At 60.5% G+C, this 16,130-nt stretch carries 18 protein-coding genes; 6 read left to right on the top strand and 12 right to left on the bottom strand.

The window, feature by feature from the left end:
• Positions 1–2: 2 nt before the first annotated feature.
• The 4 genes from metX to AO065_RS15015 form a co-directional block, all read right to left on the bottom strand.
• On the bottom strand, positions 3–1,142 hold the full coding sequence (gene metX / locus AO065_RS15030; RefSeq protein WP_004884383.1) for a homoserine O-succinyltransferase MetX: 1,140 nt from the start codon (positions 1,140–1,142) through the stop codon (positions 3–5).
• Between the two features lie 207 nt (positions 1,143–1,349).
• A complete protein-coding gene (locus AO065_RS15025; protein WP_004884382.1) occupies positions 1,350–1,940 on the bottom strand; it encodes a YggT family protein in 591 nt (196 codons plus the stop codon).
• A 26-nt stretch (positions 1,941–1,966) separates the two neighbouring features.
• On the bottom strand, positions 1,967–2,785 hold the full coding sequence (gene proC, locus AO065_RS15020) for a pyrroline-5-carboxylate reductase (protein ID WP_004884381.1): 819 nt from the start codon (positions 2,783–2,785) through the stop codon (positions 1,967–1,969).
• A gap of 22 nt (positions 2,786–2,807) precedes the next feature.
• Positions 2,808–3,494 carry a YggS family pyridoxal phosphate-dependent enzyme gene (locus AO065_RS15015; RefSeq protein ID WP_004884380.1) on the bottom strand — a complete coding sequence of 229 codons (687 nt, stop codon included), beginning with the start codon at positions 3,492–3,494 and terminating at the stop codon, positions 2,808–2,810.
• 55 nt (positions 3,495–3,549) lie between these two features.
• Here AO065_RS15015 and AO065_RS15010 point away from each other — a divergent pair, with 55 nt between their 5' ends.
• Positions 3,550–4,584 (top strand): type IV pilus twitching motility protein PilT, encoded by a 1,035-nt coding sequence (locus AO065_RS15010; RefSeq protein ID WP_004884379.1) that lies wholly within the window; start codon positions 3,550–3,552, stop codon positions 4,582–4,584.
• A 57-nt stretch (positions 4,585–4,641) separates the two neighbouring features.
• Here the strand turns inward: AO065_RS15010 and AO065_RS15005 are convergent, their stop codons facing one another.
• The gene (locus AO065_RS15005) at positions 4,642–5,325 is read right to left on the bottom strand and encodes a C40 family peptidase (protein WP_004884378.1); all 684 of its coding nucleotides are present in this window, start codon (positions 5,323–5,325) and stop codon (positions 4,642–4,644) included.
• Between the two features lie 250 nt (positions 5,326–5,575).
• Here AO065_RS15005 and AO065_RS15000 point away from each other — a divergent pair, with 250 nt between their 5' ends.
• Positions 5,576–5,980, top strand: a complete 405-nt coding sequence (locus AO065_RS15000) for an NINE protein (protein ID WP_004884377.1) — start codon at positions 5,576–5,578, stop codon at positions 5,978–5,980.
• A 154-nt stretch (positions 5,981–6,134) separates the two neighbouring features.
• Here AO065_RS15000 and AO065_RS14995 read toward each other — a convergent pair whose 3' ends face one another.
• The 7 genes from AO065_RS14995 to gshB all read right to left on the bottom strand — a co-directional run bounded on the left by AO065_RS14995 (position 6,135) and on the right by gshB (position 12,370).
• Positions 6,135–7,406 (bottom strand): dihydroorotase, encoded by a 1,272-nt coding sequence (locus AO065_RS14995; protein ID WP_004884376.1) that lies wholly within the window; start codon positions 7,404–7,406, stop codon positions 6,135–6,137.
• A complete protein-coding gene (locus AO065_RS14990) occupies positions 7,403–8,407 on the bottom strand; it encodes an aspartate carbamoyltransferase catalytic subunit (RefSeq protein WP_004884375.1) in 1,005 nt (334 codons plus the stop codon). Before AO065_RS14990 ends, AO065_RS14995 begins: the two co-directional genes overlap by 4 nt.
• Positions 8,408–8,419: 12 nt before the next feature.
• A complete protein-coding gene (gene pyrR / locus AO065_RS14985; protein ID WP_004884374.1) occupies positions 8,420–8,932 on the bottom strand; it encodes a bifunctional pyr operon transcriptional regulator/uracil phosphoribosyltransferase PyrR in 513 nt (170 codons plus the stop codon).
• Positions 8,933–9,029: 97 nt separating this feature from the next.
• On the bottom strand, positions 9,030–9,470 hold the full coding sequence (gene ruvX, locus AO065_RS14980; protein ID WP_004884373.1) for a Holliday junction resolvase RuvX: 441 nt from the start codon (positions 9,468–9,470) through the stop codon (positions 9,030–9,032).
• Positions 9,470–10,042 (bottom strand): YqgE/AlgH family protein, encoded by a 573-nt coding sequence (locus tag AO065_RS14975; protein ID WP_004884372.1) that lies wholly within the window; start codon positions 10,040–10,042, stop codon positions 9,470–9,472. The genes ruvX and AO065_RS14975 overlap by 1 nt, the downstream gene beginning before the upstream one ends.
• 77 nt (positions 10,043–10,119) lie before the next feature.
• Positions 10,120–11,022, bottom strand: coding sequence for an energy transducer TonB (locus AO065_RS14970; RefSeq protein ID WP_004884371.1), 903 nt, complete (start codon positions 11,020–11,022; stop codon positions 10,120–10,122).
• Positions 11,023–11,410: 388 nt separating this feature from the next.
• The gene (gene gshB, locus AO065_RS14965) at positions 11,411–12,370 is read right to left on the bottom strand and encodes a glutathione synthase (protein WP_004884370.1); all 960 of its coding nucleotides are present in this window, start codon (positions 12,368–12,370) and stop codon (positions 11,411–11,413) included.
• 233 nt (positions 12,371–12,603) lie between these two features.
• On the opposite strand from gshB, the gene pilG reads away from it, so the two are divergent.
• The 4 genes from pilG to AO065_RS14945 all read left to right on the top strand — a co-directional run bounded on the left by pilG (position 12,604) and on the right by AO065_RS14945 (position 16,102).
• Entirely contained in the window at positions 12,604–13,014 is a 411-nt protein-coding gene (gene pilG / locus AO065_RS14960; protein ID WP_004884369.1) for a twitching motility response regulator PilG, read from the top strand.
• A 47-nt stretch (positions 13,015–13,061) separates the two neighbouring features.
• A complete protein-coding gene (gene pilH, locus AO065_RS14955; RefSeq protein ID WP_004884368.1) occupies positions 13,062–13,427 on the top strand; it encodes a twitching motility response regulator PilH in 366 nt (121 codons plus the stop codon).
• A gap of 14 nt (positions 13,428–13,441) precedes the next feature.
• Positions 13,442–13,981 (top strand): chemotaxis protein CheW, encoded by a 540-nt coding sequence (locus AO065_RS14950; RefSeq protein ID WP_004884367.1) that lies wholly within the window; start codon positions 13,442–13,444, stop codon positions 13,979–13,981.
• A 78-nt stretch (positions 13,982–14,059) separates the two neighbouring features.
• Entirely contained in the window at positions 14,060–16,102 is a 2,043-nt protein-coding gene (locus AO065_RS14945; protein ID WP_004884366.1) for a methyl-accepting chemotaxis protein, read from the top strand.
• The last annotated feature ends 28 nt before the right edge of the window (positions 16,103–16,130 follow it).

The following is a 16,130-nucleotide window of genomic DNA, read 5'->3' as shown; positions in this document are numbered from 1 at the left end:
CCTCACAGCGAAATTCGATTCATGTAATTACTGAAAGCCTGCAGATAGCGCGGGATGGGAATCAGGAAGGCGTCGTGACCCTGAGGCGCATCGATTTCCAGGTAGCAGACGTCCTTGCGGGCCGCCATCAGCGCGTCCACCAGTTCGCGGGAGCGGGCTGGCGAGAAGCGCCAGTCGGTGGTGAAGGACATCACGCAGAACCTGGCTGTCGCATTGGCGAAGGTCTTGGCCAGGTCGTCGTTGAAGTTGGCGGCCGGGTCGAAGTAATCCAGCGCCTTGGTCATCAACAGGTAGGTATTGGCGTCGAAACGCCCGGAGAACTCTTCACCCTGATAACGCAGGTAGCTCTCGACCTGAAACTCGACACTGTGGAAATCGTAATTGAGCTTCTCGCTCTTCAGGCCGCGGCCGAATTTCTCGCCCATCGAGTCATCGGACAGATAGGTGATGTGGCCAACCATGCGCGCCAGCATCAGGCCGCGTTTGGGGATCACGCCACGCTCCTGAAACGAGCCGCCGTGGAATTCGGGGTCCGTGAGGATGGCCTGACGCGCCACTTCGTTGAAGGCGATGTTCTGTGCCGACAGCTTGGGGGCTGACGCGATGGCCAGGCAGTGACGCACGCGCTCGGGGTAGCTGATGGTCCATTGCAATGCTTGCATGCCACCCAGGCTGCCGCCGATGACCGCAGCCCACTGGGCGATCCCCAGAACGTCGGCCAAGCGGGCCTGGCTGTTGACCCAGTCTTCCACGGTGACGACCGGGAAGTTGGCGCCGAAAGGCTTGCCGGTTTCCGGATCGATGCTGCTGGGGCCGGTCGAACCGTTACAGCCGCCCAGATTATTCAGGCTGACGACGAAGAATTTGTTGGTATCGATAGGCTTGCCGGGACCGATGCAACTGTCCCACCAGCCGGGCTTGCGATCATCGACGCTGTGAAAGCCCGCCGCATGATGATGCCCGGACAGCGCGTGACAGATCAGCACGGCATTGCTGGCCGTGGCATTGAGTTGACCGTAGGTTTCGTAAATCAGGTCGTAGGCCGGCAGCGAACGTCCACACGCCAGCGCCAGAGGCTCGCTGAAATGGGCCAGTTGCGGTGTGACCAGACCGACAGAATCGTGGGGAAAGACCGTGGGCATCGACCCTGCTCTCGCTTGAATGAGGCGTAAGTCTAAAGACCGTGGGGGGCAGCGGCAATAAGGGAATATCAGGCACGGTACGGACTGCCTCAACACTGATCGTGCCCATCGCTCCGCGCTCATCGTTATACACAAGTCCTCTTGGAGGAATACGATGATGATCGTTCCCATGCTCGTGGGAACGATCGCCAGATCATCATCAAGGGATTACATCAACAGGCGCAGCACTTCCGGCATGTGGCTCATGGCCGCCAGGTTGTTGATGACCAGCATGTCCAGCAGCTTGAGCACCAGAAACGCGAGGATCGGTGAGATGTCGAGGCCGCCCAGGTTCGGCACGATTCTGCGGAAGGGTGCCAGCGCCGGTTCGCAGATCTGGTTGACCAGTTCCGCACCAGGATTGTTGCTGCCCGGCGCGACCCAGGACAGGATTACGCTGATAATCAGGGCAAAGAAGAATATCTTCAGGAACAGTGCCGTCACGCTGATGATCGACCACAGCAGCAGAAGCAACGGATCACCGGCGGTGCCGGCTATCAGCAGCAAGGTAAGGGCCATCAGAATCATCTGCACGATGATCGCCAGCACCAGCGACGACATGTCCAGTCCGAAAATACTCGGAATGATGCGTCGCAGCGGCTTGAGCAGCGGCTGAGTGGCCTTGACGATGAATTGGCTCAGCGGGTTGTAGAAGTTCGCTCGCACCAGTTGCAGCACGAAGCGCAACAGGATGAGCATCAAATACAGACTGCCGAGGGTTTGCAGGACATAAATTGCAGCGGTGTTCAATCCGATCATCAATCTGCTCCGAAAAAGACCTGAAATTATTTGCCCAGTTGCTCAGCCAGTTCGGCTGCGCGGTGATCGGCGGCGGTCAGCGCGGTTTGCACCAGTGCTTCGAAACCGCCTGCCTGAAATGCCTTGATCGCGGCTTCTGTGGTGCCGCCCGGTGAGGCGACACGACGACGCAATTCGCCTGCATCCACATCGCTGCCCGTCGCGATCAGCGCCGAGCCGAGTGCGGTTTGCAGGGTGAGTTTTTTAGCGATGTCTTCCGGCAGGCCCAGTTTCACACCTGCGGCGGTCATGGCTTCCATCATTAGAAAAAAGTAGGCAGGGCCGCTGCCGGACACCGCAGTGACGGCGTCCATGTGCTTTTCCTGCTCGACCCAGACCGCGATCCCGACGGCGGACAGCATTTGTTCGGCCTGTTCGCGCTGTGTGGCGGTGACATTCGCTGTGGCATACAGGCCGCTGGCACCCTGACGCAATAGCGAAGGCGTATTGGGCATGCAGCGGACCACCGGCTGTTCGCCCAGCCATTTGGTCAGGCTGGCGCAGGTGATGCCGGCAGCCACCGAAACAATCAACTGATGCGCTTCCAGACTGGGCTTGAGGGCTTCGCACACGGCTTTCATCAACTGTGGCTTGACCGCGAGTACCACAACGTCCGCACCCTTGACTGCTTCGGCGTTGTCGGCGAAGACCTTGATGCCGTGCTCGGTCGAAATGCGCTCGCGGGTTTCGGCTCCCGGCGCGCTGGCACAGATCAGGCTCGCCTCCACACCTTGGGCACGCAGTCCGCCGATCAGGCTGGAGGCCATGTTTCCGGCGCCGATGAAGGCGATACGGGTCTTGCTCATGAGTGGGGTCCTTGTGTGGAGGTTATGGCTGGCCGTAGTCGCGGGCGCCAAAAAGGGCGGTGCCGATCCGTACCCAGGTTGCGCCTTGAGCGATGGCGGCTTCCAGGTCGTGGCTCATGCCCATGGAAAGGGTGTCGAGCGGCAGGTCCAACTGGTCCTGCAGCGTGCGCACAGCCGCAAAGGCAGCGGCCTGTTCAGCCTGATCTTCGGTGGGCTCGGGAATCGCCATCAGGCCACGCAGCTTCAGGCGCGGCAGGGCGCTGATGGCAGCGGCCAGTGCTGGCAGATCCTCTGGCGTACAGCCTGATTTGCTGGCCTCGCCACTGACATTCACCTGAATGCAGATGTTGAGCGGCTCCAGACCTTCAGGCCGCTGCTCAGAGAGGCGTTGAGCAATTTTCAGGCGATCCACGGAATGTACCCAGGCGAAGTTTTCGGCGATTGCGCGCGTTTTGTTCGATTGAATGGGGCCAATGAAGTGCCAGCACAAGGGCAGGTCCGCCAATTCGCCCTGTTTGCCGAGGGCTTCCTGCAAATAATTTTCGCCAAAGTCACGCAATCCGGCAGCGTATGCTTCCCGCAATGCGCTGGAGGGCTTGGTTTTACTCACCGCCAGCAGGCCGACCGAGGCCGGATCTCGCTGCGCTGCGAGAGACGCTGTACGAATTCGCTGTTCGAGCGTTGAAATGTTCGCTGCTATCGTGGACATTGATTTGCGCCAGCAGGGCTAAAGTCTGCGGCATTCTATGTGATTGAGGAGCTGTATGGATATTACCGAGCTGCTGGCCTTCAGTGCCAAACAGGGCGCGTCGGACTTGCACCTCTCTGCAGGCCTGCCGCCGATGATCCGTGTCGACGGCGATGTGCGGCGGATCAACCTGCCACCGCTCGATGCAAAAGAAGTCAAGGCGCTGATCTACGACATCATGAACGACAAGCAGCGCCAGGTCTTCGAGGAGTCTCTGGAAACCGACTTCTCGTTCGAAGTGCCGGGTGTCGCGCGGTTCCGCGTCAACGCCTTCAACCAGAATCGTGGCGCTGGCGCTGTGTTTCGGACCATTCCCTCCCGGATCCTGAGCATGGAGGATCTGGGCATGGGCAGTGTGTTTCGCAAGATTACAGACGTGCCTCGCGGCCTGATTCTGGTCACGGGGCCGACCGGGTCGGGTAAATCGACCACGCTGGCGGCGATGATCGACTACCTCAACTGCAACAAGCATCACCATATCCTGACCATCGAAGACCCTATCGAATTCGTTCACGAATCCAAGAAGTGCCTGGTCAACCAGCGCGAAGTGCATCGCGACACGCTCGGGTTTTCGGAGGCTTTGCGTTCGGCACTGCGTGAAGACCCGGACGTGATTCTGGTGGGCGAGCTGCGCGACCTCGAGACAATTCGTCTGGCGCTGACGGCGGCCGAGACCGGCCACCTGGTGTTCGGCACGCTGCACACGACATCAGCGGCCAAGACCATCGACCGGGTGGTGGACGTGTTTCCGGCTCAGGAAAAATCGATGATCCGCTCGATGCTGTCCGAGTCGCTGCACGCGGTGGTGTCGCAGTCACTGCTCAAGAAGGTCGGCGGCGGCCGGATCGCGGCTCATGAAATCATGATGGGCACGCCCGCGATCCGTAACCTGATTCGTGAAGACAAGGTGGCGCAGATGTATTCGGCCATTCAGACCGGAGGCTCGATGGGCATGCAGACGCTGGACATGTGCCTGGCCGATCTGGTCAAGAAAGGCCTGATCACCCGTGAAAGCGCACGCGAGCGGGCCAAGGTGCCTGACAACTTCTAGGGAATGGTAAAGGGGGGAGATGAAACAGGCCTGCGCAGAGGCAGGCCTTGGAGGGGATCAGCGCTGCACGACCCGCATTTGCGTGGTCTGCTTGGGTAGTACGCGCTTGGCGATCTTGTAGTGACTGTTCCAGTACGGCTTGTTCAGCGTGTCCACGGTGACAGCCTTGCCACGACGCGGCGCATGAACGAACTTGTTGTCGCCCAGATAGATCGCCACGTGGTTCACGTTGCGGCTCTTGATGTTGAAGAACAGCAGGTCACCCGGTTTCAAATCCTTGCGATCCACTGTCTGCCCGTGGCCTTGGGCCATGGCATTGGACGTACGTGGCAAGTCGACTTCACGAACGTCGCTGTAGGCGTACTTCACCAGCCCACTGCAATCCAGACCTTTGCCCGGCGTTGTACCGCCCCAGCGATAGGGCGTGCCGACAGTCTGCAGCGCACGTTTCACAACGGCGTTGCCCTGTTTTGCGTTACCCGCGTTCAGAGCCTGAGTGTGGGCAGCCTTGGAGGAATTCTTTCGCGAAACCGGCGTCTGAACGGCGCGGGTGGTTCGCGTTGCATGTGGAGTGACGGTGGTTTCCTGAGGCGTATTTCGCGTTGCTATCACGGGCGTAAGGTGACTTTTGGCGGTGTAACCCGAGAAGCTCGCAGGAAGCTGTTGCTCACGATTGGTGGCGTGGGCGGCCAGTGGCATAAACAGGCAAATGGTTAGCCATGTCTTGAAAAAAGGACGCATTTGGCAAGGCTCATGGTGGTCAGCGCGCAACTTTATAACAGCTTTTTTGAAAATCCTGACCCCATTTGTCGAGTGAGTCACAGTGGCATCATTGCAAAATGCGCGAAAGACTCTTTCTGTTTTCTCCGTAATTCCTTTGGCGACAAGGGTTTGACGGTGCATAAGGGCGTAGGATGCCGTACGTCGGAAGACGACAGTGGAGTCACAAAAATGTTATTTATTTTTTTCTATTGACTCAGAGAGGATACAAATGAACGGCTATCGCTCCGACACACACAGCAAGGTCATGGGTTATCTGTTGTGGATTTTCGGGTTCCTCGGCGCGCACCGTTTCTACTACGGCAAGCCAGTGACCGGGACCATCTGGTTCTTCACATTCGGGCTGCTAGGCATCGGCTGGCTGATCGACCTGTTTCTGATTCCGTCGATGGATCGCGAAGCGGACCTGCGCTTCACGTCAGGTTCGACCGACTACAGCCTGGCCTGGATCCTGCTGACCTTCCTCGGCCTCTTCGGCGTGCATCGCATGTACATGGGCAAGTGGATCACCGGGGTTATCTACCTGTTCACAGGCGGGCTGTTCCTGATCGGCATCCTTTATGACTTCTGGACGCTGAATAATCAGGTCTCGGTGGAGAATGCACGTCGCGGGTGATAGCTGGTGGGCATGCGGCCGTGACGCGAAGCGTCACATCACGGCCGGACGCGGAGCGTCCTGAGAGGCGTTACCACGCTGGAGCGTGGGAACGATCAGGGGTCTCAAGCACCTTACTGCCGGACGCGGAGCGTGGTTGCGATCAGTCGGTGATTCAACGGCTATAACTGATCCGCCCATCCACCAGCGTGTAACGCACTGAACTCGGCAGGCAATGGCCGATGAAGGGGCAGTTTTCGCCTTTGGACAGCCAGGTTTCGCCCGCAAGGGTTGAAGCCGCTGGATCGAACAGGACGATGTCTGCTGGCGCACCGGCGCTCAGTTTGCCAGCAGGCAGACGCAGCGCTGCGGCCGGGCCGCTGCTCAGGCGGGCGATGAGGGTTGGCAGGTCCAGCAGGCCGTCTTCGACCAGGGTCATGGCCAGTGGCAGCAGCAACTCGACGCTGCTGATGCCCGGCTCGGTCGCACCAAATGGCGCCAGCTTGGCGTCACGCTCGTGAGGCTGGTGGTGGCTGGAGATGGCCTGGATCACCCCGGACTTCACCGCTTCGCGCAGGCCGTCACGGTCGGCACGGGTGCGCAGGGGCGGCTGGACGTGGTACAGGCTGGAGAAGTCGATCAGCGCCTCATCCGTCAGGATCAGCTGATACAGCGCCACATCCGCCGTTACGGGCAGTCCGCGCGCCTGCGCCTGTGCAATCAGGGCCGCGCCGCGAGCGCTGGTCAACTGGCTGAAGTGCGCACGCACGCCACTCTGCTCGACCAGCAGCAGGTCGCGCGCCAGGGCGACGGTTTCGGCCGTTTCCGGAATGCCGGCCAGTCCCAAAAAGCTGGCCGTCGGACCTTCGTGAGCCAGACCGCCTTCGGCCAGATCACGATCCTGCGAATTGAAGATCACGGTCAGGTCAAACGTGGCCGCGTATTCCAGCGCCCGGCACAGCGTGCGCGTGTTGTTGAAGCTGCTCAGACCGTTGCCGAACGCAACGCAGCCCGCATCGCGCAGGGCGATCAGTTCGGCCAGCTGCTCGCCTTCCAGGCCCTTGCTCAGCGCTCCAATCGGAAAGACCTTGCTGAAACCGGCTTCACGAGCGCGGTCCAGAATCAGCTCGGCAACTGCCGACGTATCCAGTACCGGCTTGGTGCGCGGCGGGCAGCACAGGCTGGTCACGCCGCCAGCCGTCGCCGCACGCGTTTCGCTGGCGATACTGCCTTTACGGCTGTAACCCGGCTCACGCAGGGAGACATTGAGATCGACCAGACCGGGCGCGGCGACAAGGCCGGTGGCGTCGATGGTCTGGCTCGCTTCGAAGCCGGCTGGTGCGGCGCCGATTGCCAGGAGCTTGCACGCTTCAATGTGCAGGTCGGTGACTTGATCCAGACCGCTGACCGGGTCGATGACGCGAGCGCCGAGAATACTGAGCTTCACAGGGCGTTCTCCTGCTCGAACTGTCGTTGTGCGGTTTGTCCGCTCATGGCCATGGACAGCACCGCCATGCGCACCGCGATGCCGTAAGTCACTTGATTGAGAATCACCGAATGAGCCCCGTCGGCCACTGCCGACTCGATTTCCACGCCGCGATTGATCGGACCGGGATGCATGACGATGGCATCCGGTTTCGCTACGGCCAGACGCGCCGTGGTCAGACCGAACAGGCGGTAGAACTCGCCTTCGCTGGGCAGCAGGCCGCCGGTCATGCGCTCGCGTTGCAGGCGCAGCATGATGACCACGTCCACGTCTTTCAAACCTTCGTTCAGGTCGGTGTAGACCTTCACGCCATACTGCTCAATACCGACCGGCAGCAGGGTTTTCGGTCCGATCACGCGGATGTCCGGGCAGCCCAGCGCCTTGAGCGCCAGCATGTTGGAGCGCGCCACACGCGAGTGCAGGATGTCGCCGACAATGGCCACCGAGAGGTTCTCGAAACCGCCCTTGTGACGACGGATCGTCAGCATGTCGAGCATGCCCTGGGTCGGGTGAGCGTGACGGCCATCGCCGCCGTTGATGATCGCCACATCCGGGCAGACGTGCTCGGCAATGAAGTGCGCTGCACCCGAGTCAGCGTGGCGCACGACAAACATGTCGGCGGCCATGGCCTCGAGGTTGCGCAGGGTGTCGAACAGCGTTTCGCCCTTGCTCGTAGACGAAGTCGAGACGTTCAGCGTGATCACGTCGGCCGACAGGCGCTGGGCCGCCAGTTCGAAAGTGGTCCGCGTACGGGTCGAGTTCTCGAAGAACACGTTGCACACCGTCTTGCCACGTAACAGCGGGACTTTCTTCACCGCCCGGGCACCGACTTCGAGAAACGAGTCGGCGGTGTCGAGGATTTCGGTGAGCAGCTCGCGAGGCAAGCCGTCCAGAGACAGAAAATGGCGCAGCTGACCCTGATGGTTCAACTGCAGCGGGCGCTTGGCGTCGAGAGGCGTCATCGCAATGGACTCTTAGAGGGCGGTAGAGAGGTCTTGAAGTTCGAGTGCCAGAGGCTCGGGGCCGGACAGCTTGATGCGTTCCTGTGGTGCCAGAGACAGCGTCGCGCCTACCACGTTAGGACGGATCGGCAGTTCACCGGCTTCCAGGTCCAGCAGGCAGACCAGCGTGACACTGGCCGGGCGGCCGTAATCGAACAGCTCATTGAGGGCGGCGCGAATGGTGCGGCCGCTCATCAGCACGTCGTCGATCAGCACCAGGTGCTGGCCTTCGATCTCGAACGGCAGCTCTGACGGGCGTACTTGCGGATGCAGGCCGTTCTGGCTGAAGTCATCACGGTAGAAGGAAACGTCCAGCGTGCCGAGCGGGGCCGTATTGTCGAGTGCCTTGAGCAGCGCCTGAGCAACCCATACGCCGCCGGTGCGAATACCGATGAAACGAGGGTCGCTGATGCCGCGCTTGTGCAGGTGAGCGTTCAGGTCAGTGGCCATCTGACGAATCAGTTCGGCGGGATTGGGCAGGCTCATGGTTGCTCCTTGGGGCTCGGGCAGCGTCCGTCCAGGCGGCGCGGCTCAGGCGTAAACGTGGAATCCGGGTATCTCGAAGCGGTGCGGACGCAAAAAGTCACGCATTCAACAGTTCGGGGTGCTCGTCGAGCCAGCCTTGCAGCAGCAGGGCGGCGGCAATGGCGTCAACCGGGTTGTCTCGGTAGCTGCCTTTCTGGCCGCCTCGGGCCATGCGTTCGCCCTTGGCTTCAAAGGTGGTCAGGCGTTCGTCGTGGGTATACACCGCCACGCCGAAACGGCCATTGAGCTTGCGCGAAAACTTTTCGGCCAGGTCGCTCATGTTACTGCGTGTGCCGTCCATATTCAGAGGCAGACCTACCACAATGGCGTCAGGTTGCCATTCCTTGATCAGCGCCTGAACCTTATCCCAGTCCGGGATGCCGTTCTGCGCCTTCAAGGTACACAGCTCACGGGCCTGACCGGTAATGGCCTGGCCGACCGCTACGCCGATCTGTTTGGTGCCGAAATCAAACCCCAGCAGCAGGCGCAATGCAGCCATCAGGCGTGCCCTGCCTGAGTCGAAAGGAGGTTGAGATTGACGCCCAGTCGTGCGGCAGCGGCGTTGAGGCGCTGATCGCTGTCCACGTCGAACAGGATGCCCGGGTCAAATGAGCAGGTCAGCCAGGCATTGGCAGCCATTTCGGCGTCGAGCTGACCCGCGTCCCACCCGGCGTAGCCGAGTGTGATCACATTTTGATCAGGGCCATAGCCGTCGGCAATCGAGAACAGCACATCCTGGGACGTGGAAAGCGAGATACCACCCGGCAGATCGACCGTTGCCTGAAACACCTGGCCGCTGGGATGCAGCACGAAACCGCGATCGGTCTGCACTGGGCCGCCGGAATGGATGGGGATCTGCTGGCAGCGCACCGGTGCAGGCAGCTCCGGTCGCAATTGTTCGAGCACATCGGCCAGGGTCAGGCTTTGCGGGCGGTTGATCACCAGTCCCATTGCGCCATTGGCGTTGTGCTCGACAACGTAAGTCAAGGTCTGCGAGAAGTTCTCGTCGTGCATGTGCGGCATGGCGATCAAGAACTGATGCTTGAGGTAACTCGGAGAGACTTTTTTCATGAGCCCTAGTGTGGCGCTGAGCCGCGTGCCTGACAACTGTCAGTTGTGCGTGCGCTGGCAGTATTGGCAAAAAAGCATCAGTTGCTGGAAAGCTTGTCCCCGCGGGCGAATTTCCAGGTGCGAATGATCTCGAGTCGATCGATGTCAGCCAGATCGCCGGTGAACGGCGCAAATGGCGCTGCAAGCCTCACGATTCGCTGCGCTGCCTGATCCAGCAGCGGCTGTCCGGAAGATTCGAGCACCAGCACTTCGTACAGCGAACCGTCGCGATTGATCGAGACCAGTAGTCGCAGGTTTCCGTAGATCTGCTTGCGGCGAGCTTCTTCAGGGTAGTTGAGGTTGCCGACGCGCTCGACTTTCTTGCGCCAGTCGTCCTTGTACCAGGCGCCCTTGTCGCGCATGGTCGAGGCCGCGTTCAGGCGATGGATCTTCGGGCGCTTGGCGTACAGCTGTTGTTCGGCGGACAGTTCGGCTTCGAGGCTGGCGATTTCGTTGCTCAGCTCGGCGCTGTCGAAGGTCGGCGCGGCCTTGACTGCGGGGTCGGGTTTGACCTCTTCACGCTTGGCGACGGTTTTCTGAGGGCTGGGTGCCGTGGTGGCAACCGCAGTCTTGGGCGCTTCCTGCTTGACCACCGGCTTGCTGGCCGGGGGCGGCGTGACCTTGTTGACCTTGGTGTCCTGGTAGGGCGCGACTTCGGTGGTCTTGAGCGTTTCAGCCTTGTCCAGCGTACCGCTGCCCTGCTGGTCGTCCTGAGCGAGGAAGTCAGCCTGTTTGGGCTTTTCTTCGCTTTTAAAGGTGGCGAGGGTGATTTCCAGCGTCTGTGAAATCTGCTCCGGCTTCACGTAGGTAAAGCCCACGCCGAGGATGATCGCCAGATGGATCAACGCCGCGATCATCATCGTGAAGCCCAGACGATCGGCCGGACGCACGCCGACGTTGGCGAGTTCCAGGGGAAGGTCGTTTCTGGCCATCGATGTCATGGGCGGTTCAGCATCTCGTCAGCCTGCATGTCAAAGTCCGTGTCGTGTTACAGGTGATGCATGATAACGCAATGTGGCTTGAAGCTCCGGTCCGGATCGGACGAAGGGCGTTCAGTGCCCGGTATACCCGGCAGTCCTCGATGTGGGAGGCCCCGCTGCGTCTCGACATAGCGCTGTCGAGCAGCAGGCACCGGACTGTGGGAGGGGGCTTGGTCTGGGCGGCAATCCGACGATCAACGACAATACGGTTCTTCTGATACACCGCGTCGACTGCATCGCCGGCAAGCCGCCTCCCACGGTCCGGTGCTTACCGCGCCATAGCGCTGCGTCAAAGACTTCGCAGCGGGCTTCCCACAATTCGGGATCATTTCAACGTAAAACCTGCCAATCAGGCAGCACGCGCCTGCAGCTTCTTCTCGATTGCATCCATCAACAGGCCGCCGATGTCGGTGCCGAAAGCGTTGTCGATTTCGCGAATGCAGGTCGGGCTGGTCACGTTGATTTCGGTCAGGTGCTCACCGATCACGTCCAGGCCCACGAACAGCAGACCTTTCTCGCGCAGGGTCGGGCCGATCTGTTCGGCGATCCAGCGGTCCTTGTCGCTCAGCGGACGCGCTTCGCCACGGCCGCCAGCGGCGAGGTTGCCACGGGTTTCGCCGGCTGCCGGAATACGCGCCAGGCAATAAGGAACGGGTTCGCCGTCGACCATCAGGATGCGTTTGTCGCCGTCCTTGATCGCGGGCAGATAACCCTGCGCCATGATTTGCTGGGTGCCGTGGGCCGTCAGGGTTTCCAGAATGACCGACAGGTTCGGATCGCCCGCGCGATGGCGGAAGATCGACGCGCCGCCCATGCCGTCCAGCGGCTTGAGGATCACGTCGCCGTGCTGTTCGGCGAACTCGCGGATGATGTCGGCGCGGCGGCTGACCAGCGTCGGCGGGGTGCATTGCGGGAACAGCGTGGCAAACAGCTTCTCGTTGCAGTCACGCAGGCTCTGCGGCTTGTTGACCACCAACACGCCAGCACGCTCGGCCTGCTCCAGCAGGTAGGTCGCGTAGACAAACTCCATGTCGAATGGCGGATCCTTGCGCATCAGGATCACGTCCAGATCGTCCAGGCCTGCGTCGACTTCAGCCTCGAATTCGAACCATTTGCCCGGATCGGCGAACACCTTGAGCGGCTTCATGCGCGCACGGGCCTGACCTGCGTTCTGGTACAGATCCTTCTGCTCTATATAGAACAGCTCCCAGCCACGCGCCTGTGCAGCCAGCAGCATGGCGAGCGAGCTGTCCTTTTTATAGGAGATGCGCTCAATGGGGTCCATGACAATCCCTAGGCGAACGCTCATGGGCAATATCCTCTGATCGATAAGGGCCGGTACGGCCGTGAAATTGGCGTCAGGGTGGCGCTCCGAGTGCTCCCGGTCAAGGGGCGGCGCAGTTTATGGATTGAGAGGGAGGAGTGTGCTAAAAAGGCCTCACACCTAGTCTACGATCCTTCCGGATCAGTGAAGCCATACCATCAGGCTCCCAGTGCTTTGCAGTACACGCAAAAATTCGCTGCGGCGATGGAAGAGCAGATATGGAACAGCACCCCACAGCCTTGAAAGTCATGGTCATCGATGACTCGAAGACCATTCGCCGTACCGCCGAAACGCTGCTGAGAAATGTCGGCTGTGAAGTCATCACGGCCATCGACGGTTTCGATGCGCTGGCCAAGATTGCCGATAACCACCCGCGCATCATATTCGTCGATATCATGATGCCGCGTCTGGATGGCTATCAGACCTGTGCCCTGATCAAGAACAATCGAGCGTTCAAGTCCACGCCTGTCATTATGCTGTCGTCCAAGGACGGGCTGTTCGACAAGGCCAGGGGGCGGGCTGTGGGATCGGATCAGTTTCTGACCAAGCCATTCAGCAAGGAAGAACTGCTCAGCGCGATCAAGGCCCATGTGCCGAGCTTCGTTGCAGTGGAACAACACATACCGTGACGCCCGCGCCCATTGAACGCGTGCTCGCAACCTGACGGGGAACACCCATGGCTCGAATATTGATCGTCGATGACTCGCCGACTGAAATGTACAAACTCACCGGCATGCTGGAAAAGCATGGTCACGAGGTGCTCAAGGCTGAAAACGGCGCGGACGGCGTGGCCCTGGCCCGTCAGGAAAAACCCGACGCCGTGCTGATGGACATCGTGATGCCGGGGCTCAACGGCTTCCAGGCCACGCGTCAGCTGACCAAGGATGCCGACACCGCCATGATTCCGGTGATCATGATCACCACCAAGGATCAGGAAACCGACAAGGTCTGGGGCAAGCGCCAAGGCGCGCGCGACTACCTGACCAAGCCGGTGGATGAAGACACCCTGATGAAAACCCTGAACGCGGTGCTGGCCGGCTGATTGCCGGAATCGCCATGGCCGAGCCACGCACAGCCTTTGAAATGCTTCTGGACATCGACCGGCGCTGTCGGTCGCTGGCGGCTGGCCTGCCTTTGCAGGAAGCCCATCAGCAGGACTGGGTCGGTATCGGGTTCAGAATGGGCGAGCAGCGTTTCGTGGCGCCCATTGGCGAGATCGCCGAAATCCTGCACGAGCCACGACACGCCGCCTTGCATGGGGTCAAACCCTGGATTGTGGGCATCGCCAATCTTCGCGGACGACTGTTGCCACTCACCGACCTGTGCGGATTCTTTGGTCAGGAGCTGTCGCCTGTGCGCAAACAGCGCCGCGTGCTGGTGGTTGAACATCAGGACGCGTTCGCCGGTCTGCTGGTGGACGAGGTCTTCGGCATGCAGCATTTCAGTCAGTTGAGCCTGATTTCCGAAGCGCAGGGCACACTGGATTCGCGTCTTTTGCCGTTTCTGCGCGGGCAGTTCATTCGTGAGCAGGCCTGGCTGGTGTTCAGTCCGTGGGCGCTGCTGCAGTCTGCGGAGTTTGTGGATGTGGCGTTCTAGAAGGTCGCAGCGGCTCGCCATGGGCGGACCGGTTTTGTGTCATGAATCGCAGTTGGTCCAGGCGGGGGCCTGATTTAAATGAGTAAGACAGGCAGGTCACTGGAAGGCGCACGCAGCCGTACGCAGATTATCGTGCTGTTCTTCGCGCTCATCGTTTTCATCATGTTGCTGTTCGCCAACTTCGCTTACCTCAATACTCAGTCGAACTACGACAAGCAGTACATCGGGCATGCCGGAGAGCTGCGCGTGTTGTCCCAGCGCATCGCGAAAAATGCTACCGAAGCGGCTGCAGGCAAGGCTCAGGCCTTCAAGCTGCTGGCCGATGCGCGCAACGACTTCGACCTGCGTTGGGGCTACCTGAGAAAAGGCGATCCCAACACCAGCCTGCCCGCCGCGCCGTCATCGATCCGCGACGAACTGCGCAACGTGCAGAACGATTGGGAAGCGCTGCGCAAGAACACCGACGTGATTCTGGCCAGCGAGCAGACCGTGCTGTCGCTGCATCAGGTGGCCGCAACCCTCGCCGAGACCATTCCGCAGTTGCAGGCCGAATACGAAAAGGTTGTCGAGATTCTTCTGCAGAGCAAAGCGCCTGCCGCGCAGGTTGTGGTCGCCCAGCGTCAGGCCTTGTTGGCCGAGCGGATTCTGGGATCGGTCAACACGGTACTGGCGGGTGATGAAACCGCCGTGCAGGCGGCCGATGCCTTTGGCCGTGACGCCAGCCAGTTCGGGCGTGTGCTTAACGGGATGCTGGAAGGCAACGCGACCATGCGCATTGCCCAGGTCGAAGACCGGGATGCGCGGGCGCGGCTGGCCGAGATTGCCGAGTTGTTCGAGTTTGTCTCCGGCTCGGTGGACGAAATTCTGGAGACCTCGCCCGAGCTGTATCGCGTACGGGAAGCGTCGGGCAACATCTTCAATACCTCGCAGACCCTGCTGGACGAGACCTCGGTGCTGGCCAACAGCCTGGAAAATCTGGCCAACCGACGCACCGTCAACACCGTGGGCGGCTACGTGCTGGGGCTTCTGGCGCTGATGTCGATCATCCTGATTGCGCTGGTGATGGTTCGCGAAACCAACCGCCAGTTGCGTGAAACCGCACAGAAGAGCGAGCGCAATCAGAACGCGATCATGCGCCTGCTCGACGAAATCGAAAACCTGGCCGACGGCGATCTGACTGTCACGGCCTCGGTAACCGAAGACTTCACCGGCGCCATCGCCGACTCCATCAATTACTCCATCGATCAGTTGCGTGAACTGGTGGTCACCATCAACCTCACGGCAGAGCAGGTGGCCTCGGCGGTCGCCGAAACCCAGGCCACGGCCATGCAGTTGTCCGCGGCTTCCCGGCATCAGGCGTTGCAGATCAGCGCGGCCTCGACTTCGATCAACGACATGGCGGCGTCCATCGATCAGGTGTCGGCCAATGCCTCGGAATCCTCATCGGTGGCCGAGCGTTCGGTGACCATCGCCAACAAGGGCAACGAGGTGGTGCACAACACCATTCGGGGCATGGACAACATTCGTGAACAGATTCAGGACACCTCCAAGCGCATCAAGCGTCTGGGTGAGTCTTCGCAGGAAATCGGCGACATTGTCAGCCTGATCGATGATATTGCCGATCAGACCAACATTCTGGCCCTCAATGCGGCCATTCAGGCGTCCATGGCGGGTGATGCCGGGCGTGGTTTTGCCGTGGTTGCCGACGAAGTCCAGCGGCTCGCCGAGCGTTCGTCTTCGGCCACCAAACAGATCGAGACGCTGGTACGGGCGATCCAGAACGACACCAACGAGGCGGTCATCTCCATGGAGCAGACCACCAGCGAAGTGGTGCGTGGCGCGCGGCTGGCGCAGGATGCAGGCGTCGCGCTCGAAGAGATCGAAGGCGTGTCCAGAGTGCTGGCCGAGCTGATCGAAAGTATCACCGATGCCGCGCGGCAACAGGCCGAGTCGGCCGGACAGATCTCCCAGACCATGAGCGTGATCCAGCAGACCACCTCACAGACCACCTCGGGCACTGCGGCAACCGCCGAGAGCATTGGCAACCTGGCGAAGATGGCCAGCGAAATGCGTCGTTCGGTGTCGGGTTTCACCTTGCCGCCATCGAAAAAAATCGGATGATGTTCACTCAATGAACGATCTGGACCGG

The organism is Pseudomonas viridiflava (assembly GCF_001642795.1).
Classification (GTDB): domain Bacteria; phylum Pseudomonadota; class Gammaproteobacteria; order Pseudomonadales; family Pseudomonadaceae; genus Aquipseudomonas; species Aquipseudomonas viridiflava.
The sequence above is the reverse complement of the archived record's forward strand: the minus strand, read 5'-3'. Positions and strand labels throughout refer to the sequence as shown.